17 protein-coding genes and 2 pseudogenes are annotated in these 24,264 nt (G+C 46.2%); 8 read left to right on the top strand and 11 right to left on the bottom strand.

What is annotated here, in order from left to right; translation table 11 throughout:
* Window positions 1–95: 95 nt before the first annotated feature.
* The 4 genes from M1158_01935 to M1158_01920 form a co-directional block, all read right to left on the bottom strand.
* Window positions 96–317, bottom strand: coding sequence for a hypothetical protein (locus tag M1158_01935; protein MCL5099861.1), 222 nt, complete (start codon window positions 315–317; stop codon window positions 96–98).
* A gap of 129 nt (window positions 318–446) precedes the next feature.
* Entirely contained in the window at window positions 447–836 is a 390-nt protein-coding gene (locus M1158_01930; GenBank protein ID MCL5099860.1) for a hypothetical protein, read from the bottom strand.
* Between the two features lie 116 nt (window positions 837–952).
* Window positions 953–2,209, bottom strand: coding sequence for an ATP-binding protein (locus M1158_01925; GenBank protein MCL5099859.1), 1,257 nt, complete (start codon window positions 2,207–2,209; stop codon window positions 953–955).
* A gap of 472 nt (window positions 2,210–2,681) precedes the next feature.
* A complete protein-coding gene (locus M1158_01920) occupies window positions 2,682–4,151 on the bottom strand; it encodes an ATP-binding protein (protein ID MCL5099858.1) in 1,470 nt (489 codons plus the stop codon).
* 955 nt (window positions 4,152–5,106) lie between these two features.
* Here M1158_01920 and M1158_01915 point away from each other — a divergent pair.
* Window positions 5,107–5,211, top strand: a pseudogene (locus tag M1158_01915) (LysM domain-containing protein).
* Window positions 5,212–5,465: 254 nt separating this feature from the next.
* Here M1158_01915 and M1158_01910 read toward each other — a convergent pair.
* A pseudogene (locus M1158_01910) lies at window positions 5,466–9,887 on the bottom strand (hypothetical protein).
* A gap of 642 nt (window positions 9,888–10,529) precedes the next feature.
* Window positions 10,530–10,694: a hypothetical protein gene (locus M1158_01905; protein MCL5099857.1), complete on the bottom strand. Its 165-nt coding sequence runs from the start codon at window positions 10,692–10,694 to the stop codon at window positions 10,530–10,532.
* Window positions 10,695–10,708: 14 nt separating this feature from the next.
* Here M1158_01905 and M1158_01900 point away from each other — a divergent pair, with 14 nt between their 5' ends.
* On the top strand, window positions 10,709–11,731 hold the full coding sequence (locus M1158_01900) for a hypothetical protein (protein ID MCL5099856.1): 1,023 nt from the start codon (window positions 10,709–10,711) through the stop codon (window positions 11,729–11,731).
* 42 nt (window positions 11,732–11,773) lie between these two features.
* Here the strand turns inward: M1158_01900 and M1158_01895 are convergent, their stop codons facing one another.
* On the bottom strand, window positions 11,774–14,023 hold the full coding sequence (locus M1158_01895; protein ID MCL5099855.1) for a hypothetical protein: 2,250 nt from the start codon (window positions 14,021–14,023) through the stop codon (window positions 11,774–11,776).
* 202 nt (window positions 14,024–14,225) lie between these two features.
* On the opposite strand from M1158_01895, the gene M1158_01890 reads away from it, so the two are divergent.
* The 3 genes from M1158_01890 to M1158_01880 are packed head-to-tail and all read left to right on the top strand — an operon-like array spanning window position 14,226 to window position 17,582.
* Complete coding sequence (locus M1158_01890; protein ID MCL5099854.1) at window positions 14,226–15,227, top strand: glycosyltransferase; 1,002 nt, start codon at window positions 14,226–14,228, stop codon at window positions 15,225–15,227.
* Window positions 15,224–16,369: a glycosyltransferase gene (locus M1158_01885; protein ID MCL5099853.1), complete on the top strand. Its 1,146-nt coding sequence runs from the start codon at window positions 15,224–15,226 to the stop codon at window positions 16,367–16,369. Before M1158_01890 ends, M1158_01885 begins: the two co-directional genes overlap by 4 nt.
* A 4-nt stretch (window positions 16,370–16,373) precedes the next feature.
* Window positions 16,374–17,582 carry a glycosyltransferase family 4 protein gene (locus tag M1158_01880; GenBank protein ID MCL5099852.1) on the top strand — a complete coding sequence of 403 codons (1,209 nt, stop codon included), beginning with the start codon at window positions 16,374–16,376 and terminating at the stop codon, window positions 17,580–17,582.
* A 216-nt stretch (window positions 17,583–17,798) separates the two neighbouring features.
* Here M1158_01880 and tnpA (M1158_01875) read toward each other — a convergent pair whose 3' ends face one another.
* Window positions 17,799–18,170: an IS200/IS605 family transposase gene (gene tnpA, locus M1158_01875; protein MCL5099851.1), complete on the bottom strand. Its 372-nt coding sequence runs from the start codon at window positions 18,168–18,170 to the stop codon at window positions 17,799–17,801.
* Between the two features lie 250 nt (window positions 18,171–18,420).
* Between tnpA (M1158_01875) and M1158_01870 the strand changes: the two genes are divergently transcribed.
* Complete coding sequence (locus M1158_01870) at window positions 18,421–19,224, top strand: FkbM family methyltransferase (GenBank protein MCL5099850.1); 804 nt, start codon at window positions 18,421–18,423, stop codon at window positions 19,222–19,224.
* A gap of 54 nt (window positions 19,225–19,278) precedes the next feature.
* On the opposite strand, the gene tnpA (M1158_01865) is transcribed toward M1158_01870, so the two are convergent.
* Window positions 19,279–19,734 (bottom strand): IS200/IS605 family transposase, encoded by a 456-nt coding sequence (gene tnpA / locus M1158_01865; GenBank protein MCL5099849.1) that lies wholly within the window; start codon window positions 19,732–19,734, stop codon window positions 19,279–19,281.
* A gap of 144 nt (window positions 19,735–19,878) precedes the next feature.
* Here tnpA (M1158_01865) and M1158_01860 point away from each other — a divergent pair, with 144 nt between their 5' ends.
* Window positions 19,879–20,988: a glycosyltransferase family 4 protein gene (locus tag M1158_01860; protein MCL5099848.1), complete on the top strand. Its 1,110-nt coding sequence runs from the start codon at window positions 19,879–19,881 to the stop codon at window positions 20,986–20,988.
* Window positions 20,989–21,025: 37 nt separating this feature from the next.
* On the opposite strand, the gene M1158_01855 is transcribed toward M1158_01860, so the two are convergent.
* On the bottom strand, window positions 21,026–21,799 hold the full coding sequence (locus M1158_01855; protein MCL5099847.1) for a class I SAM-dependent methyltransferase: 774 nt from the start codon (window positions 21,797–21,799) through the stop codon (window positions 21,026–21,028).
* Window positions 21,800–21,842: 43 nt separating this feature from the next.
* Window positions 21,843–23,060, bottom strand: coding sequence for a glycosyltransferase (locus M1158_01850; GenBank protein ID MCL5099846.1), 1,218 nt, complete (start codon window positions 23,058–23,060; stop codon window positions 21,843–21,845).
* 156 nt (window positions 23,061–23,216) lie between these two features.
* On the opposite strand from M1158_01850, the gene M1158_01845 reads away from it, so the two are divergent.
* Window positions 23,217–24,188, top strand: a complete 972-nt coding sequence (locus M1158_01845; GenBank protein MCL5099845.1) for a hypothetical protein — start codon at window positions 23,217–23,219, stop codon at window positions 24,186–24,188.
* Window positions 24,189–24,264 lie beyond the last annotated feature (76 nt).

Raw genomic sequence — 24,264 nt, 5'->3', positions numbered from 1 at the left:
ATCAGAGTTTTGCCTGGCCGAGAACCCGTAATCTTCCTGCAGCACTTTAAGCAGCCTGAACGGTTTTACAGGCCTCAGTGCGCCTATGTGCTCACCTAGTTCCTGGCGATCAGGCTTCTCAGCACCGGCGATTTTGTCTTGACGATACTCTTTTCAGTAAGGAATTCGACTGCGGTGTCTACCGCATCCTTGAGCTCGCTCTCGAGCTCCCTCAAGCTCCTGGCCTGATCCTGGACGTGGAGTTCGTCGATCGTGCCCACGAACCACTTCCCGTCCCTGTGGACATCGGCCTTAAACCCGTATATCTCCATCTTCATGTTTCTCGCCAATATATGACAGCTAAGATATAAAACGTTTAGCATAGTGCGGCAAGTCCTGGCACAGATCGGGGTCTCCAATAACCAAAAAGAGAATGCCCTGCCGGAGGCAGGGCCAGTGCCTTGACTTCAGAGCCTGTAGCCCAGTATTCCGCCTATCAGGGCCAGTATGAAGCCTATCAGGGAGACGAAGAAGTACGGCGTGCCTATCGTCAGTGCGAAGTACGTCACGCCAAGCACCATCGCCAGCTGCAGGCCCATGTTCTTGGTGCGCTCGCCCGCCATTATCTTCGGCTCTCCCAGGTAGGTGAAGCTGAAGACGAACAGCGCTATCGCGGCGAGTATCGAGACGCCAGCGAACACCGGCAGCCAGAACGAGCCCGTGCCGCTGAACACCACGCTCACCGGCATGCTGTTCATGCCCATCAGGTAAACCAGGAACAGGAAGAACAGGCTTCCCACGAGCTCCAGCGCGAACACGCCGGGGTTTGTTTTCTTGCTCATTGCGCTCCTTGCCATAATACCACTATCGCAATCAGAGCTCTGGCAAGGCTTTTAAGGCTTGCCCTGTGACGCACGCATGCCTTGTGGCGGCTTTGGGTAACGCAATCATGATTGCAGACAGGCACCTGCACTCACAGCCCTTCCTTAATCAGAAAATCGGTAAAATTTATAAGGCGGACCCTGCCGCTTCTTCCAGTATTCCCCCGGTAAATCAACACCTCTCGCATCCCGAACCTATCAGACAGCCTGTGCAGCCCGGAGAGATCAGATTTGCTGAAATTTTTTGACGCTTTGACCTCTACGCCTACTTTCCTGTGCCTGTCTGAAACTACGAAATCGACCTCTGCGTCGGCATGCCGCCAGTATGCCTTTGCAGCCAGAACAGAGGCCACCTTGGTCTCCAGTATGCTGCCCGCGCCTATGTCAGGGTTGAACGCCAATGCGAGCGAAATATCATACGGATATACCTTCTTTCCTTTCCTCGACGCGGCCACCGTCGAACCCCTGAAGTTGCCTACGATCCTTATGAGCTTCGCAAAATCGAGGAAGAAGAGGTGGTTTTCGAAAGTGGTCTTGCTCACGCCGAATGCCTTCACGTTCTCGTCCACGCTGAGCAGCATGCCCGGATTGGAGTAAAAAACATCCAGCATCTTCTCCAGCAGGAAGAAATTCACGCCCTTGAACGAATCGGGCAGGTCGGACCTCACTATCTTGGAAACGACATTTTCGCGCACGTATGCGGCCACATCCCTATAGCTCCTCCATTTTACCGTTTCGGGAAATGGCTTCGTTATATACGCGTCCACTTCTGCGTCCAGCTCGTCCCTGAACAGGGCCGGCCTCTCGATGTGCCTCTCATGCTTCAGCTCATAGAACTCGATCAGCGAGAGTGGCTTGATGCCCACCAGGAAATGGCGGCCCGCAAGGTTGTCGGCAGCCCCCTTTTCCAGCTCGAGGGAGGCTGACCCGGAAACCACGATCTTTATGTTGGGGAAAGAATCGTAGAGCATCTTCACCTGCGAGCTCCATCCGGCGAGCTTCTGGACCTCGTCTAGGAAGAGGAAGAATTTCTGGTGCTTCCAATCCACGTCAGTGAGCTTCCTGTAGGCATCGAGTATGTCCGTTATTGGCACGGCCCCGTAGTCGAACGTGAAGTACAGTATTTCACGGGGCGCGTGCTCCTTCAGCAGGTCGGATATCTGCTGGTAGATGATGGTGGTCTTGCCCACCCTCCTGAGCCCTGTGATGACCAAAACCTCCCGGTATGCATCGAAAAGCCGCCTGAATTCTGCGAACGCGTGCCTCCTGTAGCTTTTGGCCAGGCTGTCGCTGATACTGCCGTCGAGCCACCAGTCGTTAAGGTCGGTGAGCGCGCTGCCTATCTCCATAATAGGTACTTCAACAGTACGAATATTTAAATCTTTCGTACTCACATGACACCAATAGATGGATAGCATTGTTGTAAAATTTCGCTCTATCCATCCGCTGCCCACGAAATATTATTTTTCGGAGGATAATGCTGACAGGCATAATGTTTAAGGCTTTCCTGTGCCGACCCCTACCTGACTTTCCCGTGTATCGATGCCTATCATTTTTGATAAGCATCTAGCGTTAATCTAATGGATGCGAAACAGCTTCAGGACAGGCGCCCACAAGTTCAGTACAAGCACGCTGGGGTTGGTTTTTCTGCTCATCGCGCTCCTTGCCATCCCATCACTCTTCGCATATAGCACTCTGGCAAGGTTTTTAAGGCTTGCTGCATTCTCACCGGATCGGAAAGCCCCATGAGCACTTAGCCAAGGCGGAGATGCTTCCGTGCTGCAATTTATCCATCCATAGGATTATCCAACGGCAGGATAATCATGCAGTGCTCTTGCCAGCAAGCGCGCGCTCAATAGCATCGAGGTCGAAGAGCATCACGCCCTCTTCTTTCGCCATCTTTTCCATGCCTTCTGTGAAGCCTGCCTTTGAGAAGAGCGCGTAATAAACGCTCCTGTCGCCATCATTCCATTCTACTGCTTTGGCTTTCTCTTTCAATGACATGTAATCGGAAATGTCCATCTTTCTGTTCCGCCATTCGGCCTCGCCAACCAGCATATCCCTGGTTTCGGGGTTCAGCGCCATTATGTCTATCTCCTCCTCGTCCTTCCCTTTTGGTTTGCTATGGTTGCGCCCCCACCATCTTCCTACGCTGAAGGCGGTGAATGGAAGGCTGCCGCTGCCGGAGAGCGACCACACCACCTCGCGCACAAGCAGCTCGAATCTTTTAGGAGCTGCGCGCCCGAGCAAGTTGATTGCCTCAATTGCGGCCTGAGCTGGCTGTGCACGTAAATCTGCCGTTATCTTCCTAAGTACGTAAAAATAGAAGAACGTAAAATTGTCGCTTATGGCGTAGATGCCGCGTTTCGACCTGCTCTTCCTAGCTTCTGTCACAGGAAATTCCCTCTCTACTACGCCTATGCCTTCCAGCACGGTAAGATACTTCTGGAGGTTGCTCTGCGCTATATTCAGCCTTGATGCGATCTCGCTCGGCTTGTTGACGCCCTCTGCAAGCAGCGACAGTATTATGAGATACCTTGCATCGTTCGTAACCTCTTCCGAAAGCATGACGGACGGCTCTTCTGCGAATATGGCGCCTTCGGCCAGAACCGCTTCCATAGCCCTTTCTATCGTATAGCTCTTCGCCTTGCCTCCTTGGTAGAGCGCAGCATAATATGCCGGCACGCCGCCGAACATGAAGTACAGCATAAGCCTGTCCTCGAAACCCATGCCTGCCGGCATCAGCGCGCTCACGTCCTTGAAGCCCATCTGCTTAAGGTGAAGTATGGCTGTGGCCCTGCCGTACAGCGGCGCGGAATAGCTAAGCACCTCGCTGCGCATCATGCCCACGCTCGAGCCTGTCAGCACAAGCATAACATTCGAGCCTTTCAGGTACTCGTCCCATATCTTCTGGAAGATTGACGGTATAGTAGGATCCTGGCTTGCTAGGTATGGGAATTCATCGAGCGCCAGCACCAGCTTTTCGCTCTTGCAGGATTCGCCTATTTCTGCGAACAGGTCCTCGAAGCTCGACGCTCCGAAGTCTTCCAGCCTTCTGCTCCCAATCGCCTTGCCTACTGCCCTCGCTAGCCTGTAGAGCTGGTCATGCTCCGGTTCTTTGGTGAACAGGAAGTACACTCCGCGCCTGCCCTCCATGAACCGCTTAACGAGCGAGGTCTTGCCGAGCCTTCGCCGGCCGTATATCACCACCAAGGACGACTTCCTTGAATAGGCATCACCAAGCGCGGCAAGTTCCATGGTGCGATCGACAAAGCTTGTTCCGCCCTCCATCCCTATCATCTTTATTAATAAATCTTTATTATGTATTAATAAAGATAAATATATAAGGCTTTGGTTAAGGCAGTTCTTTCTACCTGCCTTTGCGGATTCCCCCACTGCCGACAAGATATTATTTTCCAGAGAATAATGCTGATAGGCATAATATCTGTGATCCGCACAGGCCTCTACCTGGCTTTCTTGCACCGATACTTATCATTTTTGATAATTATCTAACATCGATTTATAGAAATAGAATCAGCCCAGAACAGGCTCATGAATTCAAACACAAGCAAGCCGGGGTTGGTTTTCTTGCTCATCGCGCTCCTTGCCATAGTACCACTATCGCAATCAGAGCTCTTGCAAGGCGTTTTTATGGCCTCGACACGACTGTGCTTATCAATATGCAGCAATACGTGTAAGTAGATACATTCATACAGGGCATGAAGAACCTGTCCAGTTGAGCGATACGCTACCACCATTACCACCAACCCACGGTGAACCGTATTCCCCGGTGTCGCCACCTGTGCCGACTCCGCCCGGATAGCCAGATAGCGCAGGTTCCACTCCATTGCCACCGTTGCTCCCGCCGCTTCCGCCAGCAGCGTTGGCGCTATTACTGCTACCTCCACCGCCTCCACCGTAGCCCCCTCCCCCTCCAGCGGCACTGTCGCCGGAAGTGGCAGGCTCTCCATTTCCCCCTGTGCCACCTGACCCTCCATAACCACCAACTCCCGGACTATAAGTATCTACTCCGTTGCCACCGGAATTAAAGCCCCCTGTATACCCATTACTGTAAGTTATTGCACCAGTACGCGTATTAAAAAACTCGACAGTTCCTCCAGTTCCACCGCTGCTGCATGTACCGCCGCCAGGGGAAGTACAGGTTTTGGCTCCTCCAATGCAAGTAGGATAACCTGGGCCCCCATTAGCACATGCTGTAACACTTCCTGCAACAAGTATTGCAGAGCTTCCACCACCAGCGCCTTGGCCATAGCCTCCACCACCCCCACCATAATAGCCGCTTCCGCCTCCGCCACCGCCTCCGCCACTGCTACCGCCTCCGCCACCTCCGACATAAACTGTTAAAGTTTGCCCTGCAGCGATATTGAAAGAGCCAGTGCTTTCGCTTCCTGAACTGCCTGCGTCGGTGGAGGAGCTGCCGCCGCTTCCTCCTCCATACATTGTGTAAGATACAGTAGCAGAAGCTGGCGCTGTAACTGACCAGTAGCTCGTTATTGTAGTGGAATTTGTACCGGTGCACGTGAGGTAGTATGCGGTTTCTGTGATTGGCGCACCCATAGTTATGCTGGTGCTGGATGTGGTGCCGGAATAGCTGCCGGTGCCGCTGCCTGTCCAGTCATTGAAGGAGTAACCGCTGCTTGGAGATGCCGTTATTCCAACACCTGAGCCGCTGTTATACCAGCCGCTGCCTGGAGAGACTGAGCCACTGCCTGAGGGGCTGACCGCCATCGTGAGGTAGTACTGGGTGGTGTACGAGCCAGTGACCGTGCAGGTGGACGTCGCACTGAAGCTGCCCGACTGCGCCGTCTGGCCGCAGCCGCTCAGCGACGAATAGGCATACTGTGTGCCGCTGCCGCCTGCCACAGAAGACGCATAAGAGTATGTGACCGTGCTGCCGTACGACACTGTGATGCTTACTGGGAGCTGTGAATAGGCATAGTTGGTGCTGTCTGCCGTGACCACCGTAGCGGATGTTCCTGACATACTGGACGAAGCGAACGTTATCGTCACCGGCGCATAGTAGTTGGCCGTCTCGGTGATCGGGGCGCTCATGGTTATCGAGGTGCTGGCGGTGGTGCCCGAATACGATCCTGTTCCCGAGCCTGTCCAGTTCTTGAAAACATAGTTCGTCGCAGGACTTTCGCTTATGGTGACTCCGGAGCCGCTGTTGTACCATGCGCTTGCAGGAGAGACACTGCCTGCTCCGGAGGGGCTGACGCCCGCCATCGTAAGGTAGTACTGGGTGGTATATGATGCTGTCACCGTGCAGGTAGATGTCGCGCTGAAGCTGCCTGACTGCGCGGTTTGGCTGCAGCCGCTGAGCGAAGAATAGGCATACTGCGTTCCCGATGCGCCCGCAATGGGCGACGAATACGCGTATGTGACCGTGCTGCCGTAGGGCACGATTATCGAGTACGGGAAGCTTGAATAGGCGATGTTAGTACCATCGACCGTGACGACCGTTGCCGAGGTGCCTGACATGCTGGACGAGGTGAACGTTAGCGTGGGTGGCGGATAGTAGGTCGCCGTCTCCGTTATAGGTGCGCTCATGGTTATGCCTGTGCTGGCCGTTGTGCCGGAGTAGCTGCCGGTGCCGCTGCCTGCCCAGTCTTCGAAGACGTAGTTCGTCGCAGGCGTTTCGCTTATCGTGACAGCAGAGCCGCTGTTGTACCAGGCGCTCGCTGGTGTGACGGTGCCGCCGCCTGAGGGACTTACAGCCATGGTGAGATAGTATTGGGTAGTGTACGAGGCGGTCACCGTGCATGCTGATGTCGCGCTGAAGCTGTTGGACTGCGCAGACTGGCCGCAGCCGCTCACCGACGAATAAACGTATTGCGTGCCTGACGCGCCTGCTATGGGCGATGAGTATGAGTATGCCACCGATGAACTGTACGGCACGGTTATCGAGTATGGGAAGCTGGAGTATGCCACTCCAGTGCCGTCGACCGTGACCACTGTGCCGGAGGTTCCGGACATTGCAGAGGAAGTGAACGTTATCGTGACGGGCGCGTAGTAGGTTGCCGTTTCTGTGATGGGGTTGTTCATCGTTATGGTCGTGCTCGTGCCGGTGCTGGAGTAGCAGCCCGTGCCTGTGCATGTCCAGGTGTCGAAGACGTAGTTCGTCGATGGGCTTTCGCTTATGCCCACGCTCGCGCCGCTGTTGTACCAGCCGCTGGAGGGCGTCACTGTGCCGCCGCCTGACGGGCTCACGGCCATCGTGAGGTAGTACTGAGTAAGGTATGATGCGGTTATCGTGCATGTCGATGTTGCGGTGAAGCTGCCGCTTTGCGCCGTCTGGGAGCAGCCGCTGAGCGACGAATATACATACTGGGTGCCTGACGCGCCAGAAACAGGCGAAGTGTATGAGTATGTGACAGTGGAGCCGTAGGGCACTGTCAGGGCCTCAGGGAGGCTCGAGTATGCGTAGTTCGTGCCGTCGACCGTCACCACATTCGCCGAGGTGCCGCTCATCGCCGACGATGTGAACGTGATTACCACGGGCGCGTAATAGTTGGCCGTCTCGGTGACTGGCGCGCTCATGGTTATGCCTGTGCTGGCCGTCGTGCCGGAGTACGACCCTGTCCCTGAGCCCGTCCAGTTCTTGAAGACGTAGTTCGTGGCGGGAGTCTCGCTTATCGTCACCGCAGAGCCGGAGTTGTACCAGCCGCTGGATGGAGAGGCGGTTCCGCCTCCAGAAGGACTCACCGCCATGGTGAGATAATATTGGGTAGTGTACGAGCCAGTGACGGTGCAGGCCGACGTTGCTGAGAAGCTGCCGCTCTGCGCCGTCTGGCCGCAGCCGCTCAGCGACGAGTATGCGTACTGCGTGCCCGATGCGCCAGAAACAGGCGACGTGTATGAGTATGTCACTGTAGAACCGTATGTCACCGGTATGCTGGCCGGGAGCTGCGAGGCTGTGTAGGCCGTGCCGTCGACCGTCACCACAGTGCCTGAGGTGCCGGTCATGGACGACGATGTGAAGGTGACCGTCACCGAGGTGTAGTAGTTCGCCGTTTCTGTGATCGGGGCGCTCATCGTTATGCTCGTGCTCGCCGAGGTGCCCGTGTAGCTGCCCGTGCCGCTTCCCGTCCAGTCATTGAACGTGTAGCTGCCGGAGGGCGTCTCGCTTATGGTCACCGCAGAGCCGGAATTGTACCAGTAGGTGCCTGCCGCAGGCGTGACAGTGCCAGCGCCTGATGGGCTCACTCCAGCCATCGTGAGCTGGTACTGCGTGGTGTACGAGCCAGTGACGGTGCAGGCCGAGCTGGCAGTGAAGCTGCCAGATGCGCTCGTCTGGCCGCAGCCGCTCACTGTTGGCGTGATGTACTGCGTGCCCGTGCCGCCAGACAAGGTCGATGCGTATGAGTATGTGACAGTGGAGCCGGGGGCCACCGAGATGCTGGCCGGGAGCTGCGAGGCTGTGTAATATACGTTGTTGACCTCGACCACGTTGGCCGTCGAGCCGGTCAGCGACGATGAGGCGAATGTCATGGTGAGCGGCGCCTCGTAGTCCGCAGTCTCGGTTATCGGCGCGCTCATAGTTATGCCGGTGCTGGCCGTCGTGCCGGAGTAGCTGCCGGTGCCGCTGCCTGACCAGCTCTGGAATATGTAGTTAGAGTTGGGAGTCTCGCTTATTGTAACAGGCGAGCCTGAGTTGTACCATGCGCTGGAGGGCGAGACTGTGCCGTCGGAGCTCGGTGAGGCCGCCATCGTCAGGTAGTATTGTGTAGTGTACGAGGCGCTGAGGGTGCACGAGCCCGTAGCGGAGAATGAGCCGCTCGCGGAACTTACGCCGCAGCCGCTCACTGTAGGATTGACATACTGGGTGCCGGTTGAGCCAGCGATGGTAGAGCTGTAGCTGTACGTTATTATAGAGCCGTAGCTTGCTGTTATAGCGGCAGGCAGCTGCGTCGCATTGTACGCAACGCCGTCTACCGTCACTATCGTGTTGGAGGTGCCGCTGAGCGAAGGATTCGCAAGCGTGATCGTAACAGGAGCGTAGTAGTTCGCGGTCTCAGTCACAGGGCCGCCCATCAGCACTGCAGGGCTCGGCAGCGTGCCAGTGTAGCTGCCTACGCCGGTGCCTGTCCAGTTCTTGAATGTGTAGTTAGCTGCGGCCGTTTCGCTCAACCTGAAACCAGAATCGACCGCATACCATCCCTGTGTCGGTGACACTGTGCCGCCGCTGGATGGGTTTATCGACGGTATGTACTCGTACTGCGTCTGGTATACCGCAGTTTGCGTCTGGTTGTAGAGCGCGCAGTTTACTGTAATGGTGCCTGATGAAGACGAGTATGTAACTCCATTTATCACGTCGTGCTGGAAGGACAGGCGCGTGCCGGTGCTGATTGAGGGAGTGCTAACGAAAGAATAGGTATGCGTAGTGCCGCAGCCCCAGTCGAATGTGGTGGAAGTAAGCTGGTTGTAATCGTAGTTGGTGCCGTCTATCGTTGCAAGGGTTGCGGCGCTGCCGGATAGCGCCGAAGCCGTAGAGACTGAGAACGTCACCTTGGTTACGGGCACGAAGGTTATGAGCGCGTTCGAGGTGAGCCCCGCATAGTATGCGGTAACGATGACGTTGCCTACTGTAGTGCCCGCTATGTAGTCGCTCGCAACGCCGTTGGGGCCTGTTGTGGCATACTGCGATTCAAGCGAATACGGCGGCACGGCATTGGTGCCGTTGCTCTGGAATGCAGCTGTGAAGTTCACAGTGGCGCCGGACAGCGGATAGCCGAGCAGCTTGACAGTAGCCGTGAGGGGATCCTCCGCGCCATCGGCTGGATTGCCAGGATGGGTTGTGTTCACAGCAGTAAGCGTTATTGAAGATGACGTCGAGACAAGGGGCTGTGCATGCGTGCCGAAGCTGCCCTTGTAGGTCTCGTTTGGCGCCTGCACGCACGTGCCTGGAGTTGATGAGAGCCCGCAATAAGTTGCGTTAAGGTATAAGTCACCGGACAGGAACTGCCCGAGGGTCGTTGTCTGGGTGATTGGCAGGCTGCAAATCATTGAGCCGCCTGCAAGCACGTAATCCGGCTTGCATTCCGATACAGTGCTGTTGACGCCGTTTATGCTCGTATAGAGCGACGGGTCCTTTATCGGGTACGGCTGCGTGTTCGTTATGAATAGAGCCATGACCGATGAATGGGTTGTGACGTTGGAGCCGAGGACAAGGTCCACGCAGTATGCTCCGGACAGGAAGCTGCACGAGTTCGATGCCACTACGCCAGGCACTATCAGATAAAGGTAAAGAAGCGAGATGACGACGCCGATGAGCAGCATGGCCCAGCCGTACGTCACAAGATACTCTACTGCGCTCTGCGCGCGACTGCGCGGTTTTGGCGGCACGCTTTTAGGCAAAGAATCTGCACCCTAGTAGTTTAGCCTTACTCCACCGGCACGCTTCTCTATTGATAAGAAAGATATTTAATAGCTTTTATGTCGTTGCGAGGGCATTGGCATGCATGGTTTTGGCATAGCGCGGCGCGCAACCAGGCCATTCCCTTGCCTATGCGCTCGCATGAGAGCCTGGACCTGCGTTGCCTTGGTCTTCATCTTTCCACCTGCCTTCCTATGGCTTTTCGGCTTACCAAACCTTTCTGGATTTTCAAGCCGTTCGGCTTGCCAATTTCCTGCGCTGCCAGGCGCGTCTCATTTCCTTGCCTCGCTTTCCCTTCTTATCTTCCTTGCGTACTCAGCGCCCGTTTCCTTCGTTTTCCACATGCCGGCCGTTTCCTCGACTATGCTGGTTGCAGGCCGCTGCCTGGCAGGGCATGGCAAGGTATAAGAGCCTTCAATGCCTTTGCAGAGAATCAAATCTGCGTGATGGAATGCCGAAGAGGCGTAATGAATTGCTTGGCGGCAGGGCGGTGCGCACCCTGGCATATGCGCTCTATGCCGTTCTGGCAGCGCTGTTCATAATCGAGTTCGTGGAGCTGGACAGCGCCCCGTTCATACTCTATTCCTTCCTGCCATTCGTTGCGCTAGGCATATTGCTCGGCATGTACGGCAGGCACACCGGCCCGGTAATCATGATGGCCATAGTCTTCATAGCGGTAAGCTCAATATTCTACTCGATGGATGCGCTGATGCTGCAGTTCGTCTGGATCAACCTCGCCATAGTCGGCTACTACCTACTGATAAGCGCGGTCCTGGGCATTTTCATAGCGATGGCAGCTGAGAGCAACGGCCTCTCTAGGCACCTCAAGGCGGCAGCCAGGAACATATCGAAGTTCATGTCAGGCAGGGCGGCAGGATACGCCGCGATAATAATAGCTGTGGCGCTCCTTGTAGCGCCGATATGGCCCTCCTCGCTGACTGTGCAGCTAACTGATTACACGAATGCCACAAGGGCGGTGCAGTACTACGGCACCGCGATAAACGCATCGTCTTTCACGGTGATAGCTGACCCATGGCCGTACAACTACACGATACCGCTCTGCGCGAACGGCACCAATGCCACGGCAGTGGTATCTGTGCGCAGGACCAACGGCATGGCGTATGCCTTCCTGTTCGGCAACGAAAGCTCCATGCAGGGCGCGTTCGCAGCAACGGCAGGCTGGCCGGTGCCCAGGCAGCCGGGCATATACAGGGCGCATGCGAAGTACACAATTGAGACAGACAACAGCACCGCAGCTGCCAGCATCGCAATCCCGAGCCACAGCTGCGCGTACATGGTGCTGTTCTTCGAGAACCTGAGCACGATACGGGTGACGTACAACATAAATTATTTCGGATTGCTGCAGAAGTACGTCACGGTGAGGGTGCCGGTCCCTGGAGCCACGATGGTAATAAACAAGACATCCGATGTGGTCAGCAGCATGCGCTACCTGAGCAGCAACTACAAGAATTAGCTGCTGATAGTATGGTTCAACGGCACTACGACGAACAAGTGACTACCGGCTGCGCCCCCTCTGCTGTTTGTACTGTCTGTATCCTAGGAAGCCTATGTAGCATGTGACACCGAGGGCAGCGAAGCTCACAGCCCACGAGATCCATGCGATGGTCTGCGGAGTGTAGTACAGGGTGACAGTGTAGTTTCCGGTCTTGTTCATGTACCATGCGTTGGCAAAGCCGTTGACAGAGATGTGGTCGTTCTGCGGCAGAGCTGGGCCGTTTGAATAATAGGCATGCCAATACGGATCGTAAGTCTCGCGGAAGACTAGATAGAATGGAGTGGTAGCGTTCAGCACATGAACAGTCACATGGGTTGGCGTATCTTGGGAGAATTGTATTTCAGGCTGCGAGAATCCAACTATTGGGGTGACATTCATCTTGCCCGTACTATTGAATAGGCCGTATTCAGAGGTTGAATAAATCGCCTCGGTTTGTATATCAAATGTTTCATTTTCTATTGCACTAGAAATTTTAGAGTAAGAGGCGGTATCAAGGTTCTCGATGCCGGCAGCGTAGACCAATGGGTCATAGTTGTTGTTTACATATAGGCTCGAATTACCGTATTCGCCTACAAGGCTGATATTCTCAGCTCCATTTAGGTTATTCCTCATTTGCGTCTTATTGAACGGAGGCACGTAGCAACCATCACATACACTATAGTTCAGGGCGTCGCCCTGCACAATCAGATAGTGTATACCGAACACACCAAGCAGGTTCGATATTTTAATGCCTGTCATGTTGTCTTTTTGGATCGTTTCTGCAGCATCAAAATATTCATTTTCAGTGACTGGGAAAAAAATTTCACTGTAGAAAGAGTAGCCACCAGTATAGACTGGTTTGTTTATCAATGAAGAATAAACGCTAACTCCTGCATACCATGTTGTCAATTGCCACGACGAATCTACTGGTATTGTAGCAATGGTAAAAAGACCATGTTGTAGGTTTATGTAATTCGCTATCTGGAACACATGTTGTGGTATGTTTACATCTTGGGGTATGCTAGATGGTACTGAAGACATAGCGATTGGAATGTAATCAAGAATATACAAATAGCTGATTATTACAACTGAAAGCAATGTAAAGAAAGTGATAAGAAGGACCTTCTTTTTGTTTGACCTGTGCATTATATATGCTATACCAAGTCCAAAAAGTGTAGCTACAAGGAAAATAAAAACGTAGTGCGTCGCGGTATAAACATACCGCAATGTTAGTAAATAAGGAAATATAGAAGATATGCTGGAAAACACGGCGCCAAACGGCACCAATATTGTAGTAGCAAGACCAACCATGAAAATATACATTATCAGAATAGACAAAATCATACCACGATTTTTGTTACCTTTCTTGATATAGGCAAAAGATGATAATGATATTAAAAGAATGGTCAGCAATATCAATTCCGTATAAATATTTGGTATTGACACAGAAGATTCACCAGGTCCAAATGCTAGTAATGATTCTATCGAATTCAGACCAAATATACCCAAAAGGCCCTTAGAACTGCTAAAGAAGCCGTGTGCCACATGGTTTGTAAATATGTAAGATGCAATCAACCATGGTGCACTAATAGCTATAGAAAGCAGAGTAATCAAAAGAATATATTTTAGAGTACGGATGTGCTCTCCTTTGCCTACAAAAAACAAGGTTAAAACACCTAAAAAAGCTAAAATTATAGAGTCAAGTATTATATCTGAATCGCCACCAACTGAAATGAAAAATACTATAGAAATAACTAAGCCGAACAGGTTGAGTTTATTTAATGCCGTTTTGCTGTTTTTATCGTAAAAAAGCCGTTTTGTAAAGAGAAACACCCAAGGTAAGAAGGCGACGGCTCCAAAAGGTAAATATATTGGAAAAGAGAATATAACAGAAGCAACAACAGAACTGAAATATCTAATACGGTGTGAATACCCGCCAGTCAGTTCGTATACCAGATAAAACATCCCCGCTAAGCCTACGAATGCATAGAAGGCATAGCCTACGATAGTCCCAAAGATAATGCTAAGCTTATATGGTATCAAAAACAACAAAAGAATTAAAATATCCGGAATCGAACCGGTAATATTTATAAGCCCAGAATAATTGAAAGCTGACCATGTAAAAAGTGATAGATAGTCTTGTTCCAACAGATTCGAATTACTTAAGGCCCTGTCTCCGTCAAGCAGATACCCAAAATGGACATATAAACCATATATGAAAATAAACACGATAAATGCTGCAACCAAATAATATAATTTCTTTTTAGTCATCCAATCCATATAATCAGCTAAAGGTCCGGTCTACGTCTAGATGTGCATCCTAAATTTTCGTTTAGTTATCATACAATGCTATCAGCAACAGACGTATATCTGCTTCCAATAGATATAGAAGAAAAGTATAAGAACCTGACCGTGTCAAATCAATTATCGAATTGAATAGCACATTTAGCAGAAAATCTTTGAGTTGGCTTTCATGGATGTGACAATAACCCTGCCGACTTATGGGGATAGAAACTGTATATTTAGCTTATTAAGTAGTCTTAAGCAGCAGTCGTATAAAAATTTTAACATTTTAGTGATTTATAAATTAGACAGGGCAAAAAAATCTGTTATAGATAGAATAAAAGAGTACAGATCATTGAACATAGAGTTGGTAGCACAAACAAAAGGGATGGCTGCAGATGTTATAAACATAGCGTATGCAAAAGCTGACGGAGATATAATAATAAATACAGATGATGACGCCCAGGTGTCAAGAAATTTTGTTAAAAATCATGTAGAGCTTCACAACAAGCATCCTGAAGTAGGTGTAGCTACAGGCCTTGTGGACGACAGAGCAAAAGATGCAAGTGTATCATGGATGACAGATATGCTGCATCGTCAAATGTGGAGAATGAACAAACATACGATAATCGACAGGCCTATAGGCGAAAATTTCAAAGAGTATGGAATGTATCCGGGCAAATCTGGAATGCTCGTCGATACAGGGAAGAGATATAACATGATAAATACGCTGAAGCAACATGGTGTCAATATGAGTTGGAAGAAGGATGCGCTCCATGGTTTTAAGTTGCCCGGGTATACAAAAAGAGCAATAGGCAACGAACAGGCGGCGTCTCTGGAAGCTATCAAAAGAGGATATACAACAGTTTGGTTTGACGGAGCATTGGTATATCATCCGTGGCAGGAATCCAACTCAAGAAGCCTCTCTGTGAAGAACGTATCACCAACTCTCACAGCAGAAAGTGTCCTATTCTCGTATTATATAGATAGGTTTACGGATTACAAGATTGATCTTGGTACACTAAAACGAAGAGTAAACATAGATATGCTGATGTCAATGGTCATTTCACCATCGGCTTCTATCGGGTACAGGATAGGATACAATCTGGCTGAGAGGGCTATAGTTGAACAATGGAGACCTAACAGAGTAAGAAAAGCACTGCTTAAGGCACTTGACAGAGTGGCAAAATGAAGGTCTATCTGATAACGCCTGTTGACATAAGGTACAGCTACAGAGCTACAGAGGTGCAGATATACGAATATGCAAAATATATGATCGACGCCGGAATTGATGCGCGAATTCTAGTGCCAAAATATTCCAACGTAATGACTTTACAAGAAAGGAAAGACTATGAAAAAATCAAAGCCCTTTATAAAAAGATTCCAAAGAAAGAAATAGCGGGAAAAGTAGTGAGGTTTCCATTTAACTTTAACATTTATATGTACAACAATCTGCCGATAAATACAACCATATATTTCGCATACAGTATTTATGACCACTTATACAACATCATAACTAAACCGAAAGGTCAGAAATATATAATTGCTGCGCACAGCATGCATCTGAAGGACGGTCACATAATTAAAAATCATGCAATTTTAGAAGCTATCCTAAATAATTTCGTCAAATTTATTTTCTTATCTAAGGATAGGAGGGAGAACATTTATCATCATGTAATAAACAACGAAGAGAAAAGATACTTATTGACACTTGGAATAAGGAAAGAAAATATAATTTATATACCAACTTTTATCGATGTAAAGGTATTTAGGTTGCGACATAATAATTCAAATAAATTGTCGGTAATACATATAGGCGGCAAACAAAAAGATGCAAATGTTGTTACAGAAGTTATATCTAAACTAAAACAAAGAAATTTGCTGGCTGAATTCGATTTCTACTTTGTTGGCGAAGAAATGCCTGAAAGTGTTATCAAGTCATCTGAGAGCAACACAAATGTGCATGTGTTGGGCGCTGTTAATGATGGAACAAAGGTAAAACTTCTTAGCAGTTCAGATGTATTAATAGTTCCGGCCATAGAAACGTTTTCTAGAACTATGCTTGAAGGTCTTGCTAGCGGTTTGCATATAATTGCCAATGGGACTAACCCTGCCGCTGTAGATATGCTGAGTTTGGGAGCCAAAATTGATCTAGTAAGAACCATTGAAGAATATGTTAATGCATTGATTAACTTAGTTGAAAAGAAAAAGGTAGGTAGCCTTGATAAAGAAACAAAAGTGAATAGAAACGTCGCATTGAATTTCGACAAAACTGTGACACTTCCAAAAATAATGCGTATGTTTATGGAGGTGTCAATGAAGCGAACAAAGTGATAATGTGAGTAAAGAACTTGTTGAAGAAAATCAAAAGATAAGATTACTTGATATAACAGGCACAAATCCACTAGAACCTGGAGGTGTCGGGAGTTTCGTGCGTAATCTGAATAAGGAACTTGAATCTAACGGTTTTAGTATAACTAATATATGTTATACATTTTTACAAGACAAAACAGAGCAGACCGACTTTGGTACACTTATAGCGCTTAAAGTTCCGAAAAACGAGATCTTAAGGGTTCTACTATATCCATTAAGAGTGCTATCTGAAGTTAAGAAAAATAAAGCAGATATAATAATAGAGGAAGGCCCTAGTACATATGGTGCAGGACTACTAGTTGACTTGTTTGCCAAAAAAAATGCGATATTTATAGAGAGAGCCCACGGAACACATTATGGCCTTATAGAGTATACACCAAAGAAATCTATACACATGCGTATTTTGGGCAAACTATTGGCGGGCCTTATAGAACGCTATTCGTTTAGACGGGCGGACTATTCGGTAGCAGTATCAAAGCTTGCAGCTATGGAACTTAAAAAATATTTTGGTATAGATAAACGTAAAATACGTGTTATTTACCCTGGTGTTGCAATCGATGAATTCAAACCGTTAAATAGGTTAGAAAGGCATAGGCTAAGGGGAGAGCTACATATTACAAATGGAATGAAGCATGGCATTTGGGTAGGATTGGATCCATATAGGAAAGGACTTGACATCCTACTTGAAGTCGCTAATGCATTAAAGGATATTAAGTTTAGTGTAATAGGTATAACAAAGGAAGAAGCAATAAAATTCATGAAAGAGTATAAAATTGAGGACAATAAATGTAGCAATGTTAATTTTTTGGGTAAAATTTCAGAGCATATGAAAATCAAGTATTATCAGGCTGCAGATTTTCTACTTTTCCCAAGCAGACACGAAGGATTTGCTTTTGTCCCATTTGAGGCAATGGCTGCTGGTTTGCCCGTTATAGTTTCTGATATGGTTGGTACAAACGAGATAATTAAAAATGGAGAACAAGGTTTCATAATCAAAAGTCATAACCCTTATGACTATGTAAAGGCGATAAGAAGATTAAATAGTATCCGCTACCCGTGTAAACAGAACATAAGAGTAGTAGGGAAATATACTTGGAAGCAACAATCTGCGTTATATAAAACTTGGTTTAAGCAATTGCAGACAGATAAACATAATCAAGTTGGTGAACAGTAGGATTATTTTGTTCTTGTAAGAAAAAGCTTTATTAGCACAGGTCTGTGAAACCTATATGCGTTTACGCATGAGATTAAATAGGCACAGATTATTATCACGAATTTTTGAATTCATCTCTAAGACGGCTATTAGGCAATAGAGACATGAACAACATGAATGTTGTAAATTATGAAGATGACCCTCCTCTGCGACTTAAAAGCTGCAGTGTCTGCGTGATTAAACGACAAGATGCAGTTGTCCAGAAATGTCCTGCCTGCGGATGTAGTTCTGAACGGTTTGTTCGTCGCGAGGACCGACACTCCCGTTGCTGTATCCTGCACTCCAGAAGTGCCCCTGTGGATATCGCAATCTGTGACACGGGATCTCTTTGAAAACGGTATACGATGAATATCCTTTCAGCAGTTGCACCGCGTATGCAATCGACATCGTATTTGGGATGCTGACTTCCAGAGGTGCATGCGCAAAGTCTTCCCCGAATGCCAATTCCTTTATGGTCATGTTGTATCTCTTCGCAACTTCGTAAAATGCACGACGTATTGCGTCTATAGTCTTCCGTTTTCCGAACATTTTGTACCTGTATTTTGTCACAAAAACAATGTGCTGCCAGTTATACCGATGGCCAACGTCATTGGCCGTTTGGTTTTTATTTGTTGCATTCGTTCCTCTATTCGTGTAATCACGTCTCTGGCAGAATTGCGTCGCAGGTTGTGTCTGCGACCCTGCCATTAACGCGATATCGCATGAAAAGAAATAGTATTTATTGTATCGAAATGTGCAATTCATCCACGACCTAAAGGTCGGGGTATTCTTGCCTTAAAGGATAAGATGGGTTTAGAAAATGAGCATTGATAAACTGCTTTCTGAGATCAGTCATAAATTACCTAATTGGGAAGGTAAGAAATTGGTCGGCAGATTCATTAGAAACATACTGGTTGCTAGCCACAAACGAAGAAAAATAAGTTCTCCTTTCCTAATAAATAATAGTTATTGGATGTATACAGATGATGTTGATAGCCTAGGGCTTATAAACGGTACTTATGAAACTGAAGAAACAAAGTTCTTTAAAGAAAGTCTTAAAACAAACGATATTGTTCTGGATCTTGGCGCGAATATAGGTTACTATACGCTATTGTTCGCAATCTTATGCAAGAAAGTCTATGCTTTTGAACCGGATAACTACAACTACAAATTACTTATTAAGAATATTAAACTAAATATTTCTAAGGGGACAATCAAGGCTTCAACTATAGTTTCAGAACAGAAAGCAGTATCCGATAAAAATACAATATTACGTATGGCCGTTGAATATAGCAATAGAGGCGCCAATACTATAAGTAGGCTTGGCACAGAGAAAATAAATGCAATACGTATTGATGATTACTTTAAGAATAGAGTTAAGCCCACTGTTATTAAGATGGATATAGAGGGTCATGAAGCTTACGCTATTAGAGGGGGTATAGAAACCTTCAAAAGTGCAAGACTTGTTGTTCTTGAAGCTACTAATGAAAAGGGAGGACGCCATAGTGAAGCCATAAGACAGCTTGAAGATGCTGGTTTTACCATTAAAAAAATAAAAGGATATGTAGATGGTGGAAACTTTTATGGAAAGAAATTTTGTGACATAAGGGCTTCGCCCTTATAAACCTTTACGTTCGGGTCCTCTCCGCCGATAAAGTCGGCGGTATCCCCGAACGTATCAATTGAAAAGTCGCCTTTGGTTGTCGACGTTTGACACGTCCTGCCTTCTGATGTAATTCTTAATCGTGGATTCGTCTGTCGGTTCGACGCTGTGGTTGCTGTACTGGCCGCACCAGAAGCTGCCTCTTGGATACAATTTCATGAAATTCGGGATCTTCTGAAATATTACTGAGGCGGAATGCGACTTCAGTATCTGCACGACCTGTGACATGGAAAGAGTATTGGGCACACTTATTTCCATGTGAACATGCGCATAGTCGTCGCCGAACGAAAATTCCTTTATTCCTATACTGTAGGCGCGCGCCGCCTCTTCAATCGCGAATCTGGCGACGTTGCGATTGTATTCTTTTTTGAAATTCTTTCTACTTTTGTTCGTTACGAATACAACGTGCTGCCAGTTGTACTGCCACTCTCTTTCACCAACATTTTTATTTTTATAGTTCACACTATCCATGTTTACACGTCGGCGGCAGAATATTGGGTCGCGTAATGCCGCGGCCGCGCTGCCGCCAATAGAAAATATACAAAAAAGTAGATAAGTATTTCAACTACCGACGAAGTCGGTAGAATTCTTTAGGATATTTACTATGTGAAAATAATGAACGGTTTAAAAATAGGCATTCTTATACCAGATGTATTAGACGAATTTCACGTTAATAGGAACCCATTAGAGATACCATTAACACTCCGTAGATTGAGGGTCGACACATTAATTTTTGCACCAGGTAACAAGCTACTTAATACCAAGGACTTGCCAAAAATAATACGTTTGGTAAGGTACAAAAAAGATAGCACAACTAATTTAATCAGGCAAATTGATTATGCAATACAGCTTAACAAGCATATAAAAAAAGAAAACCCAAATATCATGATATTTTTCACAGATACAATAACTGCGGCACTGATAAAACTTAGACATCCAAGGCTTAGGATAGTATTTAATGTTGGAATTGAACAATACGATTTCAGAGATTTCCCGCATTCTAAACTTTTAACTAAACTTTCTTTTGCAATAAAATATTTTATTTCTGACCTTCTTATGTCTGAGACGCAACATAATTATGAAATAACTGTGAAGTTTGTCCCATTCGTTAAGAAGAAATTAAAGATTATAAGAGTAGGTGTACCAGATACATTTTTCTTAACAAAGAAAGATAAAGCGCACAGAACTAATACAGTTTTGTGTGTAGCACGAATCACAAGGTTCAAAGCCCAAGATATGCTAATTCGCAGTTTTAATAAATTGTATAAAAAACATCGTACTTGGAGATTGAGATTTGTTGGCTCGATAGAAGATAGGTCTTACTTCAATGATTTAAAAAATCTAGTAAAGAAATACGGCCTATCAGACAAGATTACTTTCTTGAATTTCATAACCGAAAAAGAGATTAGAAAAGAATATTTAAATGCATCGATTTTTTGTTTATGCTCCTCTAAAGAAAACCCAGGTATAGTGAGGGGAGAGGCAATGGCCATGGGTCTACCAATAGTTACTACAGCTACGAGTGGTAGTGAACTTGTTACTGGTCGTGGCATAGTGATTCCTATAGGTGATGAACGTGCGCTGACTTTGGCTCTTGATAAGTTTATGTCAAGTCCGAAAGAACGCGATAGAGCTAGTAAACTTGAACGCGAATGGGTGGAAAGGATACGGGCCGATGTAGTGATAAAAGATATGCTTTTAGAGTTAGGATACAACATAGAGTAATTTTGCTGCTAATTGTATCACAAACCGATTTGACTTGTCAACTCGCATATAATACACCAAAAACCCTCTCTCTTGACCGAATTAAAACTGGTTTTGTTTTAAAATGTTGTGAAAATTGCATAAACGCTGCATTGCCATTCACATCGTCACTTAGTATTAAACCATTTCGCGATAGCTTGTCAAAAACAGTAGTGTACTCATACATCATAGTTTTGTAAGAATGATCGCTGTCGTGGAGGAATATATCAACTTTCCCTAATCTTTTTAGTGTGTCTCTGAATACTGTCTTAGGATTGCCTACCATAAGTCGCCACCTGCGCTTTGATATTCCAATTAGCAGCTGACCTACATCTTTTCTAATTTCTGTAGAAACTAGATGGCCTTTCTTGTTCTTGTTTAGCGCAGAAAGTATAATGTACGTTGAAGCGCCATTCGCTACACCGGTCTCTAGTACGGTTTTTGGCATTGTCTTACGAATTATTGCATAAATTACTAAACCTGCTGGTTTGCTAATCGCCCATTCTACAGGACAGCTTAGTTTCCCAGCTAACTTTTTGGTGTTCTGCTCCAACTTAGTATATACTTTATCATATTCAGCAACAATCTCCGGGTCAGCGTATATTCTAGGCGACTTGATTAAGTATATGTTTTTGAGTTGGAAAAGAACGTTCTTAGTTCGCTCTATTATAGTGTGTGTTGAGTCATAGAGATAGGGACTCATTTTATAAAGTGTCTTGAACCGCTTCTTAGTTGATGGATCACGAAACATGTTATCCTCCGAAATCCTATTTTTAATTACTGATGGCAACATGTTTTTTATAATTGTATACTTAGATATAAATTTGTATGAGTAATCAGTCTATTGCACTTGCCACACGTATAAACATATCCTTAATCTGGTTGAAGACTTTTGTTTGTTCAAACTCCTTAATCGCTATTGCTCTATTTGTCATCTTTAACTTTTGAAACTTATAGGGCTCTGTTCTTTTCATCCTTGCTAATCCTAAGAGAACTTTAGCATAGGCAGAAGGATTGTTTGAACAGGTATACGCTAGCGCTCCCTCCTTTATTAAATTTTTAACGATTGGGTTTTGATTACTTACCACTAAACGAAGCCCGCTCGACAAGCCCTCTATCATAGATACAGCAAAATTTTCGTCAGGATTTGGAACTACCTGAACATCTGACATCGATAAAATCTTTATCTTTTTAGTGTCTGAAAGAGCACCTAGATAAACTACGCTATCGGTTTTCTCTGCATACTCAAACAATTCTTTTGGCTGGTGTTTACCTATAAAGAAAAACTTAAATTTAGTAATCTGTCTTTTATCTATTAGTTCTTTTATTGTGTCAATTATGACTTGGGCATTTTTCGCCTCGCCTCCAATATGTACTACATTTAGTTTTTTCCCATAAGAAGTTGCAATACAATATTTTTTAGTATCAACAAATTCGGGTATATTAAATATTTTATCTGAAGGAACACCAATTCTCTCCAAATAATTTTTCTGCCTCGTGTTAAGTACTCTAAAAAATAAATTATTCCGCATCTCCTCTTTTCTTAGAAAACAATTAGTTAAGAAGAAGTTTATTACACTTTCTATAATTTTATGATTAGTTATATGTCCATCTCTAACAGACATAGAGTAGCAAGCTATTATATATTTTTGGCCTTCCGGCTTGGTTAATATGTTTGGTAGGTTTTCGTATAAACCTCTTGGAAAGTATATAATACCCTCTTTTGGTAGGCTAGTGTAGAAGTCTGGAGGGCATCTCATAGGTAAGTTTTTCAAAACATTCATTATGATTTTTTTTGGAAGCCTTTTATAGTAATTTCGTAGAGTTTTAAAATCGACACGTATAGCACGGCTATTTATTGTCGTTTTGGGTATCAATAGAGTTACGTTGATGCCTTCATGAAAAAGAAATCTTGAATACTCATAAATCGATTTTTCTGTTGCCTGGTAACTGTATTTTATATCAATAGGTGTAATTAGGCTTACTTTCATTTTGGTACCCATTGAATTCCCCGGTTTACTGGTAGCTGAAACATAAGTTTTATATTTTCCCATCAGTGATCAATCAATGCAATTGATATTTTGCGGATACTCTGCAATATAGATATGTTAACTATGGTTTTACATTTTTAAAGTGCAAACTATAGAAATGCAACTTACACAATAAGAGTGCAAATTGCATTTTTAAATCTTTTCTTCGCTTTCTTTATTATGACAAGTTTAATTAATGAGATGTTCGAAGCAGCCAAAGATACTTTCCTAAACATATATTCATTACCTTCAGAAGCTAAGCTCAGACGCGATAACAAAGAAAAGTTAGACAGATTTTCTTATCTCTGCAAGGAATATAGCAACATAGTCAGTGAGATAGGCGATCTCGGCAAATACGAAAACTTTCTAACTCCGTTCTGGCAGCACCATGATAGAGAACAGCAGAAGAAGGCACTTACTTCAGACTTCATGCGGTATAGAGATGTCGATTGGGGTTGGTGGTATTGTGGAATGCTTGGTGTTCCATATATAGGTAGTACACATGCGATGCTTAGGTATATGGCGCATAGAATGTCTGATACAGCTCTCAAACAGTTGCTTAAAGAAGATTTTGTTGGTAGTCCATTTATAATTAGCCACAGATACCAGACTTCATTTTATAGGATACAAAATCTTTTTCACTTTGTACGTTATACTGAATATGGCAAGAACCTCGATGATTTCCACAGTGTAGTTGACTGGGGCGGTGGTTTTGGAGAAGCTGCCACCATATTCAGACGTATTAACTCAACCTGTACTTATACATTGATAGATATCCCTTCCAATGCTGCTCTTCAATACTGCTATCTCTCAGCAATTTGGGGAAGAAACTATGTGAATCTTGTCACTAAGAAGAATGGGACAAAGAAAGGCAAAATAAATATAATTGCACTTGGAATGCTTGACTATGCAGACATAAGTGCAGACTTATTTATCTCAACATTTGCGTTGAATGAATCCACACAAGCTGCATTAAATTATGTATATAGACGTAACTTCTTTGGTGCAAAAAACTTTCTCTTTGGAATAGAATGGAATGTATCTGCCAATAGCAACTCTAGTAGAATTGTAATCCAGATGCAGAAGTTTACCAATACCGAAAAGGTGCCCATGCAATTTAGAAGTGATGTGAGCTGGTATTTGTTTAGGTAAAAGACCTATATCTAAATCTGCACTTAAAGCCACTTAAGGTGCAAAGCGTAGGTTTATAATCTGAATATATAGGCAC

It is taken from the genome of Candidatus Marsarchaeota archaeon (assembly GCA_023473665.1).
Lineage (GTDB): Archaea > Micrarchaeota > Micrarchaeia > Micrarchaeales > Micrarchaeaceae > JAMCYM01.
Note: the sequence above shows the minus strand (reverse complement) of the source record. Positions and strands in the feature narration are given on the sequence as shown.